This window comes from Streptomyces sp. NPDC041796, from assembly GCF_055590785.1.
On record NZ_JBVJAH010000008.1, the window covers coordinates 385,425 to 403,509 of the forward strand.

Genomic DNA, 18,085 nt, shown 5'->3' on the forward strand with positions numbered 1-18,085 from the left:
TCGTCTTCCTTTCGTTCCGTGGGATGTCGTGCGGTGAACGAGGTACGTGCCGTGGCGCGGATCAGGCGTGAGCGGAGGGCCGGCCCAGCACGTGCAGGGCCAGCCCGGCGAGGACGAGCGCGGCGAGGGAACAACAGGCCGTGGAGACCCACGGCCAGGAAGGGGCACCCGTGTCCGCCGCCACCACGACGGCCACAGCCGCCACCAGGCACACGGCCGCCGGTGGCCAGGCGACACCGAACGCCTGGAGCAGCAGGGCGGTCCACAGGGCGGCGCCCAGGGCGGCCGGCTCACCCGGCGGCGCACCGGTCGGCACGACCGCCGCGACGAGCAGCACCACGTACGCCGAGAGGCAGACCGCCAGTGTGCGGGCGGTCCGCCAGCGGAAACCGCGCGGTGTGGCGGAGGCCCGCAGAGCCGTCACCGACAGCCCTCGGAAGCGGTACAGCAGCCACTCGGCGGGCCCCATGCTCACCGTCAGTGCCACCACGGCGTACGGGTGCCGGGCGCCGGTGGACAGCACCAGGATCCCGGCGGCCAGCCCGAACAGCCCGTACGGCGACGAGGACAGGTACCCCGGCCGGGGCGCCTCCGGCACCGCGGCCGAGCCGAGCGCCTCCCGCACGGCGTACACGGCCAGGCCGGTCGCCGCCACGAGGGTCAGCAGCGGGAGCCCGACCCGCACGGCACGTCCGGGCTCCCCGTAGAGCATCAGCGCGCCACCGGCGAGGAGCGGCGACAACGCGACCGCCAGCAGCCGTTCGCGGCCCAGCACCAGCAGGACGCCCGCGGCGGCCAGGTACACGGACTGGCCCACGGCGAACAGCGCCGCCGCCCCCGGTCCCGCCAGTACCAGTGCGGCGAGGGCCGCGAGGACCGCGCCGGCCGGGGCACCGGCCCGCAGGGTCAGGCCCGCCTCGTGCCGGCCCGTGGCGAGCCGCACATAGGTCCGGTGGCTCAGTGCCTGGCCCCAGGCCCAGGACACCAGCCCCGCGACGACCAGCGCGGACACCGCCCCGGCGCCCCGCCACAGCGGCGCGGTGAGGGGATAGGCCAGCCCGGGCAGCGCGAACAGCAACCCGCGCAGGGCGCACCGGACATGGTCGGGTGCCCAGGGATCGGCGGCCGGGGGAGGCTCGGGGAAGGCACGCGGCACCCGCCGGTAGAGCTCCTCGGCCAGCGAGAAGATGTCCGGATGCCCGTAGCGCTCCCGGATCTGCTCACCCGTGAGCCCTTCCGACTCCAGGAGCGCGGCGACTTCATAGGGGTGTACGGCGGGCGCCGTCCGGTCGGCCAGTTCGGCGGCCAGCTCGTCCACGGGCCCCGCCACCCGCAGCGACACGGTGTCGCTGTCGTGCTCCGGGGCGGACGGTCCCTTCATCCGGCCACGCTCCGGCGTTCGGTGAGGGAGCCCGAGCCGGGGGCGGAGCCCGAGGAGAGCTCCACGTATATCGAGCGGAAGGTCTCCACGGTCTGCCGGAGCGTGAACTGCTCGATCACCCGCAGACGGGCCGCCTCGCCCATCGCCGCCCGGCGCGGGGCGTCGGTCAGCAGGTCCAGCGCGGCGGCGGCCATCGCCCCCGGGTCACGCGGTGGTACGACCAGCCCCGCCGTCCCCACGGCCTCGCGGACCCCGCCCACGTCGGTCGAGACAGTGGCCCGTCCGCACGACATCGCCTCGATGAGCGTGAAGGGGAACCCCTCGCTGATGCTGGACAGCATCACCAGGTTGCCCGCCGCGTAGGCGTCCCGGATGTCGTCCACCCGCCCCTCGAACGTCACGGCGTCCCCCTGGCCCAGCGACCGGGCGAGCTCCTCGCACCGTTCCCGGTACGCCTCGCCGCCCCGGGGCGTACCGCCGAAGAGCCGGAGCGCGGCCTCCGGAAGGTGTCCGCGCACCAGCGCGAAGGCGCGTATCAGCGTTTCCAGGTCCTTGATCGGGTCGACCCGGCCGGCCCAGCTGAGCGTGGGCCGCTCCGGTTCCGGACCGGCGGCCGGGAACGCGGCGGGGTCGACGCCGTTGTAGACCGTGCGGATCAGTCCGGGGTCGGCCCCGCCCTGCTCCTCCCACAGCCGGTTGTACCGGTTGCCGGGTGTGATCAGGGCGGCGCGCCGGTAGGTCTCCCCGGCCAGGAGCCGGAAGAAGCCCAGCATCACCGCCTTGACGGACCAGCGGTAGGGAGCGCCCCGGTAACCGAGGTACCGCTCGCGCAGGTACACCCCGTGTTCCGTCAACAGCAACGGCACGCCGTGCAGTTGGTGTGCGGCGAGCCCGGGGAGGGCGGCGATGCCGCCGCTGACCGCGTGGGCCACCCCGCGGTGCGGCGGAGGCGCGGCCAGCGGCCGCAGGGCGTGTTCCAGCAGGTTCGTCGCCGTCACGGCGTCGTGCAGGGAGGGGCGGGCCTCCCGGACCGTCAGGCCGGGGCGGTTCCACACCCCGCTCAGGACGGACACGGCACGGTCGGCGCGCAGCGCGGGACTGAGCAGCCCGTCGCGGGCGGCGTGCGCCAGCTCGTGGAGCGCCGGCCCGAAGAGGTCCTCCTCGGCGGGATCGAGCAGGGCGGTGAGGAACCGTTCGTACGCCGCCATGAGCCGTCGCCCGCGGCGGCCGCCCGGCGGGGTGCCGCCGGGGGCGGGCCCCCACATGGGTACCGAGACGGGCTCGGCCACGTGGGGCGGGATCTTCCAGACGAGTGGTTCACGACCGGTTCCCGTCACCGCGATCACCTCGAAGTCGATGTCGGGCATGCCGCCGACGAGCTGGTCGCACCAGACGCTGACCCCGCCGTGACTGTGCGGGTAGGTGCCTTCGGTGAGCAGGGTGACGTGCGCCGCGCCGGTGCGCGGCGCGGGGGGCGATACGTGCATGGACGTGCTCCGCGGCAGCAGGGATCGGCCCGGGGCGGGCACCGGTGGCCCGCCGGTGCCCGAGGGCCGGGTGGGGAGAGGGGCGGTCAGCGCCCGGTGCCGTACGGCACGGGCCGTGTGACACCCGGGGGCACGGGGGCGTGCGGGGCGGGCCGGTACGGGGCCGGGGCGGCCGTGGACGCGGCGTCCGGGCGGGTGGGGGAGCCGGGCAGCGTCAGGGACGTCGTCCCGTCCGCGCCGGCTTCGACGCGCCCGGAGGTGGTCCCGGCGTACGGCTCCCCGAAGGCGGCGTCGCCGTGGACCGTCCCGGCGGGAACGGTGGCGGCGACGGGAAGTCCCTCCGGAGTCCGTACGGTCACGGTGTCGCCGATCCGGTACGCGGTGACGTCACCGGCCCGCACCGCGGCCTGCCATGCCGCCCGGTCGCGCAACTCGGCCCCGATGCCGCTCATCGGGAGGTTCACCAGCGGGGTGTCTGCCGTGTAGAGCGCGGCGTACCGCTTCAGGACCCCGTCGAGCACGGGGTAGCCGATGCGGTCCTCCGCCAGGTTGGACTGGTGGATGAAGTGCGGGCGGGGATCGCCGGAGAGGACGTGGCCGAGAGCGATCCCCGTCTCCAGGGGCACGATGTGCCCGGTGTAGCCGGTCGCCGCGTCGAGGGGCTCGTCGAGGCAGGTCGTGGTGGCCAGTTCCTCGCACAGGCCGCTGCCGCCCTGGGCCCGGCTGGTGTAGATCCAGTTGTACTCGTCGACCTGCTCGGCGACCCGGCCCGCGTTGTAGAAGATGTTGACCGGGTGACGGGCCACGGTGAGCGCGGAGCCGACCCGGCGCTGGCCGGGGTCGCGGGAGTTGTCGGCTCCGAGCCAGGCGATGCCGTTGCCGGTGAGCGACGGCGCGAGGTGCGGGTTGTCCTCCGGCTGCTGCGGGAGCAGCCGGAGCCCCGAGTGCTCCCCTGTGACGAGCTCGTCCGCACGCAGCGGCAGTCCGGCCCGCTCGGCCCACTCCCGGTTGCCGGCGATCTGGTGGTCGATCTCGGCGCGGCTCACATAGCGCGTGGAGCCGTCCGGGCCGGTCGCGCACTTCCACGGGACGCTGCCGACGTCCTGCTCGCAGCCCAGGTACGGGTGGTCGTAGGTGTGGTTGATCCAGCGGAACGCCTCGCGGTCGGCGATGAGCCGGTCGGCGGCCGGGTCGGTGCCGCCGTGCTCCTCGCGGTACTCCACGCTCCCGCCGCCGTTGAACGCCATGTCGAGGGTGAAGCCGTGCTCGCGCGACCAGGCGACCGCGTGCCGGACGTCCTCCGCGGTCATCCGGATCGGGTCCGGGGTGCCGGTGCCGGGCAGACAGTCCACGTCACCGGGCGTGCAGTTCAAGGTGGTGTCCCAGCGGTCGTCGGCGGCGAAGACGTCGTCCACGTGAACGGCGAAGTAGTGGCGCGAGGTGCCCAGCCTGGTCTGCTGGGTCATCCAGTCGACGATCCCGCGGGCGAGGAGCCGGAACTGCTGCTGGTGCTGGTTGTAGGCGAAGGTGACCACCAGTTCACGGCGGCCGTCGTGGCGGTACTCGCCGATCAGCACGCCCCGCGTCTGCCTGCCGGGCAGCGGCGCGTCGACGTAGGTGGTGAAGTCGGCACCGGCGACGGGCCGGGACAGGAACGCGTAGCTCTCGCCGACCGCGGGCGAGTTGTCCTCGAACGGCACGGTGCCGTCGAGGTAGCCGAACGGCCCGGCCTTGCCCGCCGCGGTCACCTCGGCGCGCAGCCCGTCCACGGAGCCCATGTAGCCGCCGTGCGCCGGGTACTCCAGCCCCGCCTGGGGCCGCGCGTAGGTGTACGCGTCGACCTGGGGGATCGCGTAGGTCCTCTCGTACGAGACGAGTGCGGCCATCTCGCCCGAACCGGCCGCGAAGGGCGCGTCGTTGGGGAGGACGACCGCCTGGAACTTCGCGCGCGGCCGGCCGTCGACCGTGTCGGCCAGGAACGCCGCGTCGATCACGGGCCGGCCCGGGCGGGTGAGGTCGACGAGCGTGTACGGCGTCCCGGCGCCGTCGAGTTCGGCGGCGACCGCCGCGGTGGCCGGCCCGCCGTCCGAGACGACGAGGACGCGCAGGTCGACGCGGGGTGCCGGGTCCGCCGCCGCGGCGGTCGCCGGCGCCACCGGAGTCCCGAGCCCGAGTAACAGCGCGCCCACGGTGAGCGCGGTCGTACGCAAGGTCCGCTTCATGCGGTGATGTCCCTCCCCGGAGGGACGGCCCGCCTCTCCCCGGCGGACACGCCCCACCCCCCAGCGTCACGGGCACCCCGCTGAGGTGTCGCCGCTCCGCTCCAACGCGTCACATAGTGCGGCCTGTGTGGAGGATTCGTGCGCGCGACGTGGAACATGACGGAAAAGCGCAGGTGCCCCACCGGGGTGGAGGCGGTCGCGCGAGGTGCTCGAAGGCGTGTGCGGAGCCCGCCTTCCGGTTCGCCTCCGTGGGGCGTGACGCTGGTGTGGCCCGGGAGCAATCGCTTGCGGCCGCCGACTGCGGCCCCTGCGCGCGGCACCGCCCGTCCCAGCGTGCGAGGTGCTGCGCCGTCGGCCGCTTTTCGGCCAAACGGCACGGCGGCCGGTCGCGCGCGAGGCGCGGCCGGCCGCCGTAGAGGTCCGGTGGGAGAGGTTCAGGACTGGGCGGGAGTCGCTGCGGGCGCGCAGGCGACGCGCGTCTCGGGGGTGGTGAAGACCCCGTCCTTGGTGGACTGGCCACCGTTGTACTCGTAGTAGAGGTACGAGTAGAAGCCGATGTTCCCGTTGCAGCCGGAGTCGGCGGCGATCTGGACCGTGAGCGACACCGTCCGGGTGGCGCCCGGAGCGAGCGGAATGGCGTAGTTCACACCGAGGCTGGTGGTACCGGTCCCCGAGCACGTCACGCCGTCGGCGGTGCACGAGGTGAACGCGTACTTCAGGTCCTTGCGCTGGGTCGTCAGCCACGTGGGCTGGACCGACTGGTAGACGAACCAGATGTCCGTCTCCTGGGTGTTGGTGAACGTCATGGTCATGTTGACCGTGGATCCCGGGGTGACGCTCTGCTGGTCGACCGTGAAGGTCAGGTCGGCCGCGGCGGCGCGCTCGGCGGCGGTCGCCGGTCCGCCCAGGCCCAGCATGACGGCGATGGCGAGTAACGCGGTCAGGGTCAGTCTTCCGAGGTGTGTGATGCGCATGGCGCGGGAGGCTAGGTGACGCCCGGCAGGGACGTCTGCCCCCTCTCCCACGGCCGTACCCCTCCCCGGCTCGAACCGCACACGCCTTTCGCGACCGCTTCGGCGCCGTGCCGGTCCCCGCGCGCGACCGCATATGCGCCGGGTGCGGCGCTACGGGAGTGGGGAGGGGCGGCCGTGACCCAAGGGCACGCGGGGGAGGACGTGCCCTGGTGAAGGAATGGCGCATTCCGCCATGCTTACGCCCCTCGCGACCGTCTACGCGTACCGGGAGGCCCGCCGGCCGACCGCGTCCGTGCCGTACCAGTCCAGGCACAGCACGGTGGCGTCGTCCGCCAGCCGGTCCCGGCACGCCGTCCGCACCGCGCCCACCAGAGCGGTGACCGCCTCGCGCGGGTGGAGGCCGCGGGTGTCGCGGACCAGGGCCGGCAGGTCCACTCCGGCTGCGGCGCGCTCCTGCATCCCGTCGGTCAGCATGACCAGCCGGTCACCCGGACGCAGGTCCAGCTCCTGCACCTTGTACGCGGTGGGGGAGGGCACCCCGAAGGGCAGATTGACGGACAGGGCCAGCTCCTCCACCCTCCCGTTCCGCAGCCGCAGAGGCTTGGGGTGACCGGCGTTGACGAGCTGGACAGCGCCCCTTCCCAGGTCGATCCGGAACAACTGGCCGGTGGCGATGCCGCAGTCGTGGTCGACCAGGGCCTGATGCGCCCGACGCGCCTGCTCCCCGATGTCGCAGCCCGCCCGTCTCGCGCCCCTGAGCGCGCCGACCAGAAGGGTGGCCAGGAGGGCGGATTCGGTGTCGTGTCCCATGGCGTCGGTGATGGACAGGTGCAGCGTTTCGCGGTCCAGCGCGTAGTCGTAGGTGTCACCACCGATGTCATCGGCGGGAACCAGGCCACCGGCCACGGAGAACTGCGCCGCCTCACAACACGAGGCCGACGGCAGCAGGTTGTGCTGGATCTCCGCGGCCAGGCTGGTCGGCGTCGTACGCCGCCCGCAGTGATAGAGATCCGTGAACCGCCGGTCCGTGACGATGATGTACGCCAGCGTCCGTGCCGCCTCGCTGATCTGGCGCAGGACCAACTCGTCCGTGTGCGGCAGCGTCAGCTCCAGCACGCCGATGCAGTCACCCCGGTTGGTGACCGGCGCGATGACCCGCCGGGCACCGGCACCGTCCGGCTGCACATGCAGGCGTTGTGACAGCAGAACCCTTTCGTACACACTGCCGCGCAGGCCGAGGCGCGTGGTCCCGTCCCCGCTCCGCTCGGACCGCACCCCGTCGGCGATGGTCAGCCGGACGAGTTTCTCCCCGATCAGATCCGCGAACAGAAAAGAGACGCACACCGCTTGAAAACGCTTCTGCAGGTGCCGGGCGACGACGTCGACGGACTCCACCGGGGAAGCGTCCGCCGCTTCGGCCAGCACGTCCCCGAGCCTCAGAGCTTCACCGTCCACAGCAGCCTCCCTTCACTGCCGCTTCTTCTTCCCCCCGTTGTGCGGTTCTCACCTCCGGCTCGATGGCCGCGACCGACATGCATCCCAAGGAATGAAGGGACCGGCCGGTGTCATCCGGGAAAGCGGACGATCAGCAGCGCCCGGTCGTCGGGCATGTCCGTATCGGGCTGCTCGTGCAGGAGCAGGTCACATGTGCCCTGTGCGTCGAGACCGACGGTCGTGGCCGCCGTACCGGCGAGGCGCTCCAGCCCGACGTCGAGGCTCTCGCCCCGGCGTTCGATGAGGCCGTCGGTGTAGAACACGAGCGTCGAGTCCGGCGGCACGGTGATCTCCGCCTGCGGGTAGCGGGTGAACGGCACCGGACCGAGCGGCGGTGCGAGCGCGCTCGTCAGGTACTCGGTGGAGCCGTCGGCGCGGACCAGCAGGGGCGGCGGGTGCCCCGCCCGGGTGTAGCGCAGGGTCCGGTCGCGGTGGTGGTAGGTGGCGTAGCAGGCGGTGGCCATCAGCCCTTCGTGGTACGTGCCCAGGAAGTCGTTCAGCTCCGCCATCACCGCCGGCAGGTGCTCGCTGTGCCGACGGGAGATGCTGCGCAGCACCGTGCTGATCTGGGCCATGGCCGTGGCCTCGGCGATGCCGTGGCCGGCGACGTCACCGATGGTGAAGCCGACGGTGTCCTCACTGAGCAGGTGGACGTCGTACCAGTCACCGCCGACGTCGACCATGTGCGTACCGGGGGCGTATCCGCTGGCGATGTCCAGAGCGGAGACCTCCGGCAGGCGGGGCAGCAGACTGCGCTGGAGCCGTACGGCCAGCCGGTGTTCGTGTTCGAACAGCCCCGCGCGCCGCACGGCTTGCGCGATCTGCTGGGCGATGGCCGTGGTGTAGTCGACGTCCGGCTCGGCTCCCTCGGTGTAATGCATCACCAGGCTGCCCAGGACCACACCTTCCGCCTCGAGCGGCACGCGCTGCGACGTGTCCGGGAGCGGAGCGGCGGGCGACGTGCCATGGAGCTGGTCGAGATCCGTCCAGGAAGCGGTCGTGACCGGCAGCGTGTCGCTGGGGGCGAGAGACGGCACGATCCGGCGCGGGTGCAGCTCCAGGGTCACATCCGCCGCGTCGAGGGCCTGCGGTGCGCTCTTGTACACCGCCTCGCACACCTCGGCGAGATTCCCGCTCGACGCCAGCGCGGCCGTGAGCCGGTACAGACGCTGCATCCGGGCGCGGGCCTCGGTCTCGCCGCGCAGCAGCCTGTCCCGCTGCTCGGCGATCGCCCGGCGGTAGGCCATCTGCCGGTGCATGAGGCCGACCCGCTGGCTGAGCGCCACGAAACGGTCGCTGACGTCGAGCCGGGACAGGTGGAGCTGGATCGCCGGCTCGGGCCCCCGCCACCACGTGGCGCGCGCACCGTGGCACCGCAGACGCACCGGACGGCCCCCGGCGTCCCGCGTCGTCATGACCCCGGGGAGAGGGGACCCACTGCGCAGCCACTGCTTCAGCTGTTGCGACACCGCCTCGGCGTCGAGCACCAGATCGAGCAGGTCCGCACCGGCCCGGAGGGTGTCCACCGTCCGGTGCGTCGCGGGGTTGACGGCGAGGATCCTGCCCGAGGCGGTGCACACCAGGACCGCGTGGGGGAGGAGCTTCGCCATGGCGCGGAAAGCCGCCAGGTCCATCTCATTCCCCCGATGGGGTCGTCGGGGCGGCACCGGCGGCCCCCGGCGGATGTCCGTCGCCGAAGTACTCGCGGCCGGGCTCGTCCTCCATGTCGAGTTCAGGGGTGAGATGGACGACCACCCGGCAGCCCGAGCTGCCGCGGGCGATCGTCTCCTCCAGCTCGACACGGGCGTAACCGAGGTTCTGGGCGGCGATGGTGCCGAAGACGTTCGACGTCATCATGCACATGGACTCCCGGCCCAGTACCTTCTCGGCGAACGGGCAGCTGCGGCTGCCCAGGACGATCCTCTCGTCGTCCTGGGAGATGATGTAGAAATCGCCCTTGATGCGCTGCTTGAGATCGACCAGGACGTCGGCGACCTGCTCCCTGGTGAGCCGCCGTACACCGAGGGCCGTGGTGTACGCGTCATTGATCTGGGAGCCGACCGACTGCCCGACCAGACTGATGTAACCGGAAGCTTCTTCCAGACCGACCACGGACTCCAGCGACGTCGCCAGCTCCCGGATGAGGCCGCGCATGAACACGTCGCGGTCGAGGACCACGTCTGCTTTCCTCGCCGGCTCCACGGCCGCTCCCTCCCACGTAGTGGAGCACCGTGCGGTCAGCCGGCGCCTCGGTCGTCGGCTGGGCGGAATCACCCGCCGACCCCTCGGTCCGAGGATAAGCCTCTCGACAGCCCCTGCTGAACCCTTGCCCAACGCTTGGCCCGGAAGCGGAAGAAGGCACTTCTCAGGCCACCGTTCTAGTGCTGTCGGCGCACCATCTCGGTGATCCACACCGGCGCGAACGGAGACGTGCAGCCCGGGGGAGTCGGGTAGTCCTTGAGCACCTCCAGCCGCTCACCGATGTCCATCGCGCGATCGCGGTGTCCGGCGTGCTCGATCCCGATCCGAGCCAGGCAGTGGTTCATCGCCCACTGCAGGCGATCCGGGGCGTCCTTCATCTCCGCCTCGATCACGTCGAGCAGACCGGCGAGGTCAAGACCCTCGGGCCTCTTCGCCACGCGTTCGGTGGTCAGCGCCCAGCCGGCACCGGCGACCACCGGATCCGGATCCGCGGACCAGGCCAGGCGCAGCTCTTCGGAGTACGGACTCTTCTTCACCACGTAGTTCACGAGCCAGTCGTGCACCTTGGGTGTGCGCGCCTCGCGCAGCATGACGTCCAGCTCGTCCCGCCCGAAGGCCTTCGGACGGCAGATCAGGATCGCCAGCAGTCTCGCCGCGGTGTCACCCGTCTCCCAGAGCCGGCACGCGAGTTCCTGCTGTGTCCTGAGCCGCTTCGCCAGCGCGCGCAGCTTGCCGAGGTTCACACCGTGATCGTCACCGTGTCTCTCGTTGACCTTGCGCACCTTCGGGTCTTCGAGCCCGGCCAGCTCGGCCATCACCTCGGCCACCGTCGTCTCCGCCACTTCAGCCTCCCTCACGGTCCAGGTGCAGCCTATGAGAGGGAGGCGCAGGCGGGGATCCACGGCAGCCGGGTTTCACCGGCGCCCCGACAGGCGGCTGGTCAGCGGAACGCGGCGCACGGCACCAGCGCCCGACCGTCGTCGTCACCGGGTGCCGGACGCTCCTGAGCAGTCCAACGCGCTCGAAAACCGGTGGAGCGGCGCCGCTGCGCGCCACTACCGTGCTGCCGACCAAGTCGTCTGGGCAAGGACGTGCCGTTGTACACCCTGTGAGACCTCCCGAGCGCTGATTCGTGGCGCGTCGCGCGTATGCGCCGCGCTCCTTTTTGCTGCGGACTTCTCACTGAAACCGGTGTACTTCTGTGCTCAATAACTGGGTGGTCCTGCCCACCTGCCTTCCGCTCGTCGTGCGACGCTGTCACGGGTGCTGGTCCGGGCGCTTCCGGGCAAGCGGTAAATTCCGCGTCAACGCACATCACAAGCTCATCGACGCCTGGCTCCTCGTGCTCTGCACCGCGTGCGGGGACACCGCGAAGCTCACGGTCCTGGAGCGGATGAACGTGCGTTCCGTCCGGCCCGAGCTGCTGGACCGGCTGCACGACAACGACCCTGACCTGACGGCCGAGCTGCTCCGGGACCCGGTCCTGCAGTGCCGTAATCGCATCGCCCTCGACTGGGAGCACGCCTGGCGTCTCGACACAGGCGGCTCGGATCACCTGGACCGCGAGGTGATCGACGTCTCGGTCCGCTTCGCGGCCCGGATCCCTGTCCGGCCGGTGCGACTGATCGCTGAAGGCTGTGGTCTTTCGCGGGCCGAGGTCGAGACGCTGATCACGGAGGGGAATCTCGTGTCGGCCGTCAGGCTGAGCGGCAAACGCTCCGGCGACTTCACCTTCACGCTCAAGCGCTGAGCCGACCCCGGGCCCGGGGCCTGTCCGGCAAGATCCGCCGGACAGGCCCTGCGCGGTCGGGGCGGAGGCACTGTTGTCCGGGCGGACGGAATGGGCCGCCCTACCGGGACGGGAGCGCCCGGGGTTGAGTACGGGTACTCACGCGAACGACCCCGGCTCTTCCTACGGTGGGCCCATGAGGAAGATCGCGGCACTCCTGGCGGCCCTGTTGCTCGCTGCCCCCGCTGCCACGGGCTGCTCCCTGTTGGAACGGGACCATCCCTCCGCCGACCCGGCGGTGCTCGTCCAGCGCCTTGAGGACCGGGCCCAGTGGGCCTACGACGGCATGGCCCTGCCACCCCACGAACCGGTGCGCTCGGCGGGGGTCACCACGGGAAGCCATTGCCTCGCGGGCGGTTTCAGCATCGAGAAGACGCTGCCGGACGTCGTGACGTACAGCCTGGCCTGGACGGTCGAGAACATCCCCTCCACCGTCGCGCAGGCCACGGAACGGCGTCTGCGCGACCGCTTCACCGCGGACGGATGGACCCTCACCCACGACGGCAACCGTCAGGGCGCGACCTTCACCGAATACGGCTTTCGCGTCGAGGACCCGGAGACGGGCGACATGTTCGACCTCGACTGGAACGACTCGACCACGTCCCTCTTCCTGACCGGCTACACCGAGTGCGCGAAGCTCCCGCCCTCCGCCGCCGACAACCCGCCGGCGGACGGCTGGAGCCCCCGCACGAATCACCCCGGGCAGAGCACCGGACGGTAGGGCGGGGCGGTGGCTCAGCCGAGGCCGGCGTCCGTGGGGCCGGGCCCGTCGGGGTGCTGTCCCGGACGGGCGGGCGGACCGGCGAGGGGGGTGGGTGAGAGGTCGGCCGGTTCCTCCCCGGGCTCGAGAAGGGTGTCGGCGGCACCGACGATCAGGGGGTCGGGCTCGCCGACGACCTCCGCGTCCTTCTTGGCGTAGTCGATCCGTGAGAGCAGGCTGCGTATCGCCTCCAGCCGTCCCCGCCGCTTGTCATTGCTCTTGACCACCGTCCACGGCGCGTGCTCCGTGTCGGTCGCGCGGAACATGGTGACCTTCGCGGTGGTGTACGCGTCCCACAGGTCGAGGGACGCCACGTCGGTGGGTGACAGTTTCCACTGCCGCACCGGGTCGACCTGACGGATCGCGAAGCGGGTGCGCTGCTCGGCGCGTGACACGGAGAACCAGAACTTCACCAGCAGGATCCCGTCCTGCACGAGCATGGCCTCGAAGAGCGGGCACTGGCGCAGGAACAGCTCGTACTCCTCCTGGCTGCAGAAGCCCATGACCTTCTCGACGCCCGCCCGGTTGTACCAGGAGCGGTCGAAGAAGACGATCTCGCCGGCCGCCGGCAGATGGGCGACGTACCGCTGGAAGTACCACTGGCCGGCCTCCCGCTCCGTGGGCTTGTCCAGGGCGACGATCCGGGCACCACGAGGGTTGAGCCGCTCGGTGAACCTCTGGATCGTGCCGCCCTTCCCCGCGGCGTCCCTGCCCTCGCAGATCACCACCAGGCGGGCTCCTGTCTCCTTCACCCAGCGCTGCAGCTTCAGCAGCTCGATCTGCAGGATGCGCTTGGTCCGCTCGTACTCCGCCCGCCGGATCTTGCGGTCGTACGGGTAGTTCTCCTGCCACGTCCGGATCGGCGCGCCGGCCGAGTCCAGCAGGACAGGCTGCTCCGGCCGGCTGGCGTCCACGCTCAGGCCCGCCAGGAGATCGTCCGTCTGCAGCCGCTCAGCGTCGTTGTCCTCCATGTCTCACCCCTTACCCGGTGCCGTCCGGATCACCGCGTGTGAGGATCTCGAACCGTCCCTTCCATGGTTGCGGACGGCGATCGGATATGACGCCCCCAGCGGGGCCACACTCGGGTGCACGCTCCACGTCGTCACCCACCCCGAGGCCACGCACCACGTCGAGGGAGTCGTCGGCGGCCGGCACGACTCGAGGCTGACGCCCGTCGGCGACCGTACGGAAACCTCCGTCCGCCCGGGCACCGCGGGCCCGGATCCCTGGCCGTCCGGGCTCACCGCCCGGCCTGATGTGGCCGGAGCCCGGGCACCGGGCCCCGCTGGGCCGGCGGTACGGGCCCAAGGTGCTCGGCGGCCTCGGCCGGTGTGAAGGAGGAGGCGAAGGTGAACGCGCGCGGGGACGGCCCGTGCGCCCGCAGGTCCGCCAGCCGGTCCAGAGCCTCGCCGACGGTCGGGAGGTGACCGGCGGGGACCCACCAGAGCACGAGGTGCGCCTCGACGTGCCGGCCGAACCAGTCGCGGCGGCGCCGCATCACTTCCAGGTGCCCGCTGCGGTAGGTGAAGTCCCAGAGGGCTTCCTGGGACTGCCACACCGTCAGGTTCACGATGACGTCCTCGCCCGCCGGGCGCAGGCCCGTGGCGTCGGGCGCCCCCTCCTCGACGAGCCGCCACACGAAGCCGGGCGCGCTGTCGGCGGCGGCGTTGACCGGGTCGAGCATCTCGACGAACGGTGCCATGCGCGGGTCGTCGAGGGGATGGCGGAGCGTGGCGACGTTGAGTTGGGCGAGGTGGGCGGCAGGTACGGGTGCGGTCATGGACTCATACCAGCACGACCCTCTTTTCTATGTCAATGGCGGTTGTTCTTAGAGGGTTCGACCACCACGCAGCACTCTCCCGGCCGGGCGTCCAAACGGGCACGTACGGGACCGTCCGTGCCGAGCAGCCCCTCCAGCAGCGCGAGGTTCATGCCGCACACGAGCGGTGGGAAGCGTTCGGCGACGGCATGGAAGGGGCAGTTGCGCATCCGGACGACGCGGGGAGCCGCCCCGGACGCCCCCTCGGCACCGTGCGCGCCCTCGACGTCCGCCAGATACGGCTCGTAGCCGCGGTCACCCAGCAGCTCCATGGCCTCTTCGAGGCTGCCGCAGGACCCCGCCGAGCCACGCAGGGCCTCACCCCGGCGGCGTGCCGCCGCGCAGAGCCCGGCGTCCAGCCCCGCCTGCTCGGCGGCCTCGGCCAGCAGGTCGGCGGCGGTCCGGTAGTCACGCGCGGGCAGCGACACCGCCCGCTCGGCCCGCGACCGCGTGTACACCTTGGCCGGGCGGCCCGCCCCCGGCCCCGAGCGGCCCGTCAGGCGGCGGCTGCCGCTCTCCAGCAGCCCCGCGTCGGTCAGCCTGTCCAGGTGGTGCGCGGCGAGTGTGCGCGCCACCCCGACCGCCTCGGCGGCCTCGTTGCGGCCGACCTCACGGCCCTGCGCCGCCACGTACTCGTACAGGCGGCGCCGCACCGGATCCTGCAACGCGGCGATCGCATCGATGTCTTCCACCCGGTCATTCTAGGAACGACGCAGGTCGGACGTAGAAGGGCGGGCCGGGGCCCTCACGGGTGCGCCCGAGCACGCCCTCCGGACACCCCCTAGGCGCCCAGGCCGAGAAGAGCCACCTCGAGGGGGAGCGCCGGTCGTGCGGGAAGGGGCGGGGGCGTCTCACCGCGGCCCGTGTGCGTGGCCGGGACGGCGTCCAGCGCCCTGATGCCGTCGGCGGCCCACCACGCGTCCGTCTCCGGAAGCGAAAGGATCAGGCGCCGGCCGTCGGCCAGGGTGGTCTCGAGCTTGTCCAGGTCGTTCCCCCGCATGGCGACTCACCTTTCGTGGATACGGCACACGCTGTGACTGTCCAGCCTCGTCATGAAGGACGACGCCGAGAGGCGAAAGGTTCCTCCTCGTACGCGGGCGTCGACGACACGCGGGTGAACGGCCTCCGGGACCGGACGGCGGGGCGGCCCGCCCGTTCCGGGCACGGCCCCCGTCCGGTCCGGTCGGCCAGGCGGCGGCCCGCCCCTTCCGGGCACGGCCCCCGTCCGGTCCGGCCGGTCAGCCGCGCGCGCCGAACACCTGGGTCCACCACGGGCCGCCCGCTCCCTCGTGGATACCGATGCCGATCTCCTTGAACGAGCAGTTGAGGATGTTGGCGCGGTGGCCCGGGCTGTTCATCCAGGAGTCCATCACCGAGGCGGGAGTCTGCTGGCCGCGGGCTATGTTCTCCCCGTACGTCGACCACTGGTAGCCCGCCGCCGTGACCCGCTCGCCCGGGCCCTCGCCGTCGGGGCTGGTGTGGTCGAAGTAGTCGCGCGCGGCCATGTCGTCGGAGTGGCGCCGCGCAGCCGTGTCCAGGAGACCGTTCTGGCTCACCGGGCCGCAGCCGTTCTTCGACCGCTCCGTGTTGACCAGCTGGGTCACCTGCTCGGCGAACGAGCCCGAGGGAGCCTCCGGCCGCTCGGGCCGCGGGGCGGAACGCGTCCGGGAAGGGGACGGCTCCTGGGGCGGCTTGGGCGCCGTTCGGCTGGGCGTGGGCTTGGGCGTCGCCTTCTTGGACGTCGACGCCGAGGGCGACGGGCTCGCGGAGGCGGACGGTGACGCCGAGGCCGAGGGGCTCGCGCTCGACCGGGCCGGAGCGGAAGGGGGAACGAGCGACGTACGGGACGGCTCGGCCGCGTTCTGGGTACGTACCTCCCGCCCACCCTCGTCGGGCCCGAGGAACTGCAGCCCGGCCACCCCGCCCCCGGCCACCAGCAGTGCGGCCGCCGCCACGGCCCCCCGGCGCTGCCGACGGCGCCGGGCCTGGGCCTGCCGCTCCTGCCGCCGGCCACCCGTACCGGACCCGCCGTCCGGGCTCCCGGCTCCCGCGAGGACGAACGTGTCACCCGCACTACCCCCGGCCAGTGCGGCGGCCACGGGCACCAGGCCCAGGCCCACCAGCAGCCCCTCGGCGGGGACCAGCCCGGCACCGTGACCCGAGCAGACCGTGCACCCGCGCGCGTGCCGGGCGATCCGCTTGCGCCAGAGCGCGGACGGCAGCCCGTCCCACCCGGCCAGCACGTCGTCCAGCAGCACACAGCGCGGGACCGCCGTCAGCGCCCGCACGACGATCCGGGCCGTTTCCAGTTGTGCCTTCATCCGCTGCACGCGTACGGCGGTGTGCTGCGGCGTCAGCTCCATGGCGTCGGCCACCTCGGTGCGGCTGAGCTCACCGGCGGCTTCCAGCCACCACAGCGACAGCAGGTCCCGGTCACCGTCGTCCAGCCACCGGGTCGCCTCGGCGACCTCCCGCCGCTGCCCGGAGAGGCCGAGCCGCATGATCGTCATGTCCACGAAGTCCGCGCCGGGGTCCGCGAAGTCGGCCCCCTCGGGCAGGGCGGAGGCGAGTGCCGGGTCGAACCGGTGGTCGCGTATCTGGTTCATGGTGATCGCCACGAGCCACGAGCGGAACCGCTGCGGGTCCCGCAGCGAACCCAGACCACCGAGCGCCCGGATCATCGTCTCCTGGACGACGTCGTCCACATCCGCGTGCCCGCTCAGCGCCCGCCCGACGATGTTGTAGACGAGCGGCAGGTACGCCGAGACCAGCTCGTCCTGCGCCCGCTGGTCCCCGGACTGCGCCGCCCTGACCAGCCGTACCTCGTCTGTCTGGCTCACCTCTCGGCTCCTTTCTCCCCCGGGCGGCGACCCGCCCGACACCTGGGAGACCGGCCTGCGGGCCGGCGATAACGGAAACAGCGAAAAACAACGGAAAACTTGAAGAACCCCGAGCACTCTGACAACTCGCGTGCCACGAGGCCCGCCCCCCGGGGCGCCCCATTGTTTCCCGACCCCTTGGCGGGGCAACGGGGAGGGGGAGGTGCCGAGTGAGCGTACGAAGCAAGGCAAGGGGCAAGAGCGGCAGAACCGCGGTCGAGGTCGCCGGGCGGTGGGGATTCGCCGCACGAGGCGTGATCTTCCTGCTCGTCGGCGTGCTCGCCCTGCGGATCGCCTTCGGTGACAACGCCGAGCAGGCCGACAAGGGCGGCGCCCTCACCGAGGTCGCCGCGCAACCGCTGGGGTCGGTGCTCCTGTGGCTGCTGGGCATCGGCCTGGCGGGGATGGCGCTGTGGCAGCTCACCGAAGCACTGTGGGGTCACAAGACGACACGGCGGCTGCTGGCGGGCGGCCGGACGGTCTTCTACGCCGTCGTGGCCTGGTCGGTGTTCGTGTTCGCCGGTGGCGACCACAGCGGGGGTGGCGGGGAGAGCGACCGCCAGTCCCACGACATCACGGCACGCGCGCTGGAACTGCCTGCCGGGCAGTGGCTCGTCGCGGCGGCGGGCGTCGCCATCGCGGTCACCGGCCTCGTCGGTGTCGTACAGGCGGTCCGCCGCACCTACCGCAAACACCTGCGGCTGGGCGACATGAGCCCCCGCGTCCGCAATGCCGTGGACGTGACGGGGGTGGCCGGGGGAGTGGCCCGTGGCCTGGTGTTCATGGTGGCGGGTGGGTTCGTGCTGCGTGCGGCGCTCACCTACCGGCCGAGTGAGGCGAAGGGCCTCGACGACACGATCCGCTCCTTCGCCGACACCCCGGCCGGTCCGTGGCTGCTCGTGGCGGTCGCGGTGGGGCTCGCCCTGTACGGGCTGTTCTCGTTCGCGATGGCGGTGTGGCGCCGGGTGTGAACCCCGGCGCACGGCAGCGGGGGGGGGGGGGGGGGGGGGGGGGGGGGGGGGGGGGGGGGGGGGGGGGGGGGGGGGGGGGGGGGGGGGGGGGGGGGGGGGGGGGGGGG

At 72.4% G+C, this 18,085-nt stretch carries 16 protein-coding genes; 3 read left to right on the forward strand and 13 right to left on the reverse strand.

Translation table 11 applies throughout. The features are described 5' to 3' along the window. Nucleotides 1-61: 61 nt before the first annotated feature. The 8 genes from ACZ6C1_RS19245 to ACZ6C1_RS19280 form a co-directional block, all read right to left on the reverse strand. Nucleotides 62-1,381, reverse strand: coding sequence for a hypothetical protein (locus ACZ6C1_RS19245; RefSeq protein WP_469242290.1), 1,320 nt, complete (start codon nt 1,379-1,381; stop codon nt 62-64). Further along, entirely contained in the window at nt 1,378-2,868 is a 1,491-nt protein-coding gene (pelF, locus tag ACZ6C1_RS19250) for a GT4 family glycosyltransferase PelF (RefSeq protein ID WP_469242291.1), read from the reverse strand. Before pelF ends, ACZ6C1_RS19245 begins: the two co-directional genes overlap by 4 nt. Nucleotides 2,869-2,954: 86 nt before the next feature. Further along, nucleotides 2,955-5,090, reverse strand: a complete 2,136-nt coding sequence (locus tag ACZ6C1_RS19255) for a hypothetical protein (RefSeq protein WP_469242292.1) — start codon at nt 5,088-5,090, stop codon at nt 2,955-2,957. Between the two features lie 434 nt (nt 5,091-5,524). Then, on the reverse strand, nt 5,525-6,064 hold the full coding sequence (locus tag ACZ6C1_RS19260) for a hypothetical protein (protein ID WP_469242293.1): 540 nt from the start codon (nt 6,062-6,064) through the stop codon (nt 5,525-5,527). A gap of 255 nt (nt 6,065-6,319) precedes the next feature. Continuing rightward, nucleotides 6,320-7,519, reverse strand: coding sequence for a PP2C family protein-serine/threonine phosphatase (locus tag ACZ6C1_RS19265; protein WP_469242294.1), 1,200 nt, complete (start codon nt 7,517-7,519; stop codon nt 6,320-6,322). A 110-nt stretch (nt 7,520-7,629) separates the two neighbouring features. Then, a complete protein-coding gene (locus ACZ6C1_RS19270; RefSeq protein ID WP_469242295.1) occupies nt 7,630-9,192 on the reverse strand; it encodes a SpoIIE family protein phosphatase in 1,563 nt (520 codons plus the stop codon). Nucleotide 9,193: 1 nt separating this feature from the next. Continuing rightward, nucleotides 9,194-9,760, reverse strand: coding sequence for a methanogen output domain 1-containing protein (locus ACZ6C1_RS19275; RefSeq protein WP_469242296.1), 567 nt, complete (start codon nt 9,758-9,760; stop codon nt 9,194-9,196). A 176-nt stretch (nt 9,761-9,936) separates the two neighbouring features. Next, nucleotides 9,937-10,602 carry a DNA alkylation repair protein gene (locus tag ACZ6C1_RS19280; RefSeq protein WP_469242297.1) on the reverse strand — a complete coding sequence of 222 codons (666 nt, stop codon included), beginning with the start codon at nt 10,600-10,602 and terminating at the stop codon, nt 9,937-9,939. 359 nt (nt 10,603-10,961) lie between these two features. Between ACZ6C1_RS19280 and ACZ6C1_RS19285 the strand changes: the two genes are divergently transcribed. Further along, on the forward strand, nt 10,962-11,510 hold the full coding sequence (locus tag ACZ6C1_RS19285; RefSeq protein WP_469242298.1) for a DUF1062 domain-containing protein: 549 nt from the start codon (nt 10,962-10,964) through the stop codon (nt 11,508-11,510). Between the two features lie 175 nt (nt 11,511-11,685). Beyond that, nucleotides 11,686-12,270 carry a hypothetical protein gene (locus ACZ6C1_RS19290; RefSeq protein ID WP_469242299.1) on the forward strand — a complete coding sequence of 195 codons (585 nt, stop codon included), beginning with the start codon at nt 11,686-11,688 and terminating at the stop codon, nt 12,268-12,270. Between the two features lie 14 nt (nt 12,271-12,284). Here ACZ6C1_RS19290 and ppk2 read toward each other — a convergent pair whose 3' ends face one another. The 5 genes from ppk2 to ACZ6C1_RS19315 all read right to left on the reverse strand — a co-directional run bounded on the left by ppk2 (nt 12,285) and on the right by ACZ6C1_RS19315 (nt 16,968). Continuing rightward, complete coding sequence (ppk2, locus tag ACZ6C1_RS19295) at nt 12,285-13,280, reverse strand: polyphosphate kinase 2 (RefSeq protein ID WP_469242300.1); 996 nt, start codon at nt 13,278-13,280, stop codon at nt 12,285-12,287. Between the two features lie 269 nt (nt 13,281-13,549). Then, complete coding sequence (locus ACZ6C1_RS19300) at nt 13,550-14,089, reverse strand: DUF3291 domain-containing protein (RefSeq protein ID WP_469242301.1); 540 nt, start codon at nt 14,087-14,089, stop codon at nt 13,550-13,552. Between the two features lie 32 nt (nt 14,090-14,121). Continuing rightward, nucleotides 14,122-14,820 carry a helix-turn-helix transcriptional regulator gene (locus ACZ6C1_RS19305; protein WP_469242302.1) on the reverse strand — a complete coding sequence of 233 codons (699 nt, stop codon included), beginning with the start codon at nt 14,818-14,820 and terminating at the stop codon, nt 14,122-14,124. A gap of 89 nt (nt 14,821-14,909) precedes the next feature. After that, nucleotides 14,910-15,128 (reverse strand): hypothetical protein, encoded by a 219-nt coding sequence (locus ACZ6C1_RS19310; RefSeq protein WP_469242303.1) that lies wholly within the window; start codon nt 15,126-15,128, stop codon nt 14,910-14,912. A 238-nt stretch (nt 15,129-15,366) separates the two neighbouring features. Beyond that, complete coding sequence (locus ACZ6C1_RS19315; protein ID WP_469242304.1) at nt 15,367-16,968, reverse strand: sigma-70 family RNA polymerase sigma factor; 1,602 nt, start codon at nt 16,966-16,968, stop codon at nt 15,367-15,369. Between the two features lie 209 nt (nt 16,969-17,177). Between ACZ6C1_RS19315 and ACZ6C1_RS19320 the strand changes: the two genes are divergently transcribed. Beyond that, complete coding sequence (locus ACZ6C1_RS19320) at nt 17,178-17,978, forward strand: DUF1206 domain-containing protein (protein WP_469242305.1); 801 nt, start codon at nt 17,178-17,180, stop codon at nt 17,976-17,978. Nucleotides 17,979-18,085 lie beyond the last annotated feature (107 nt).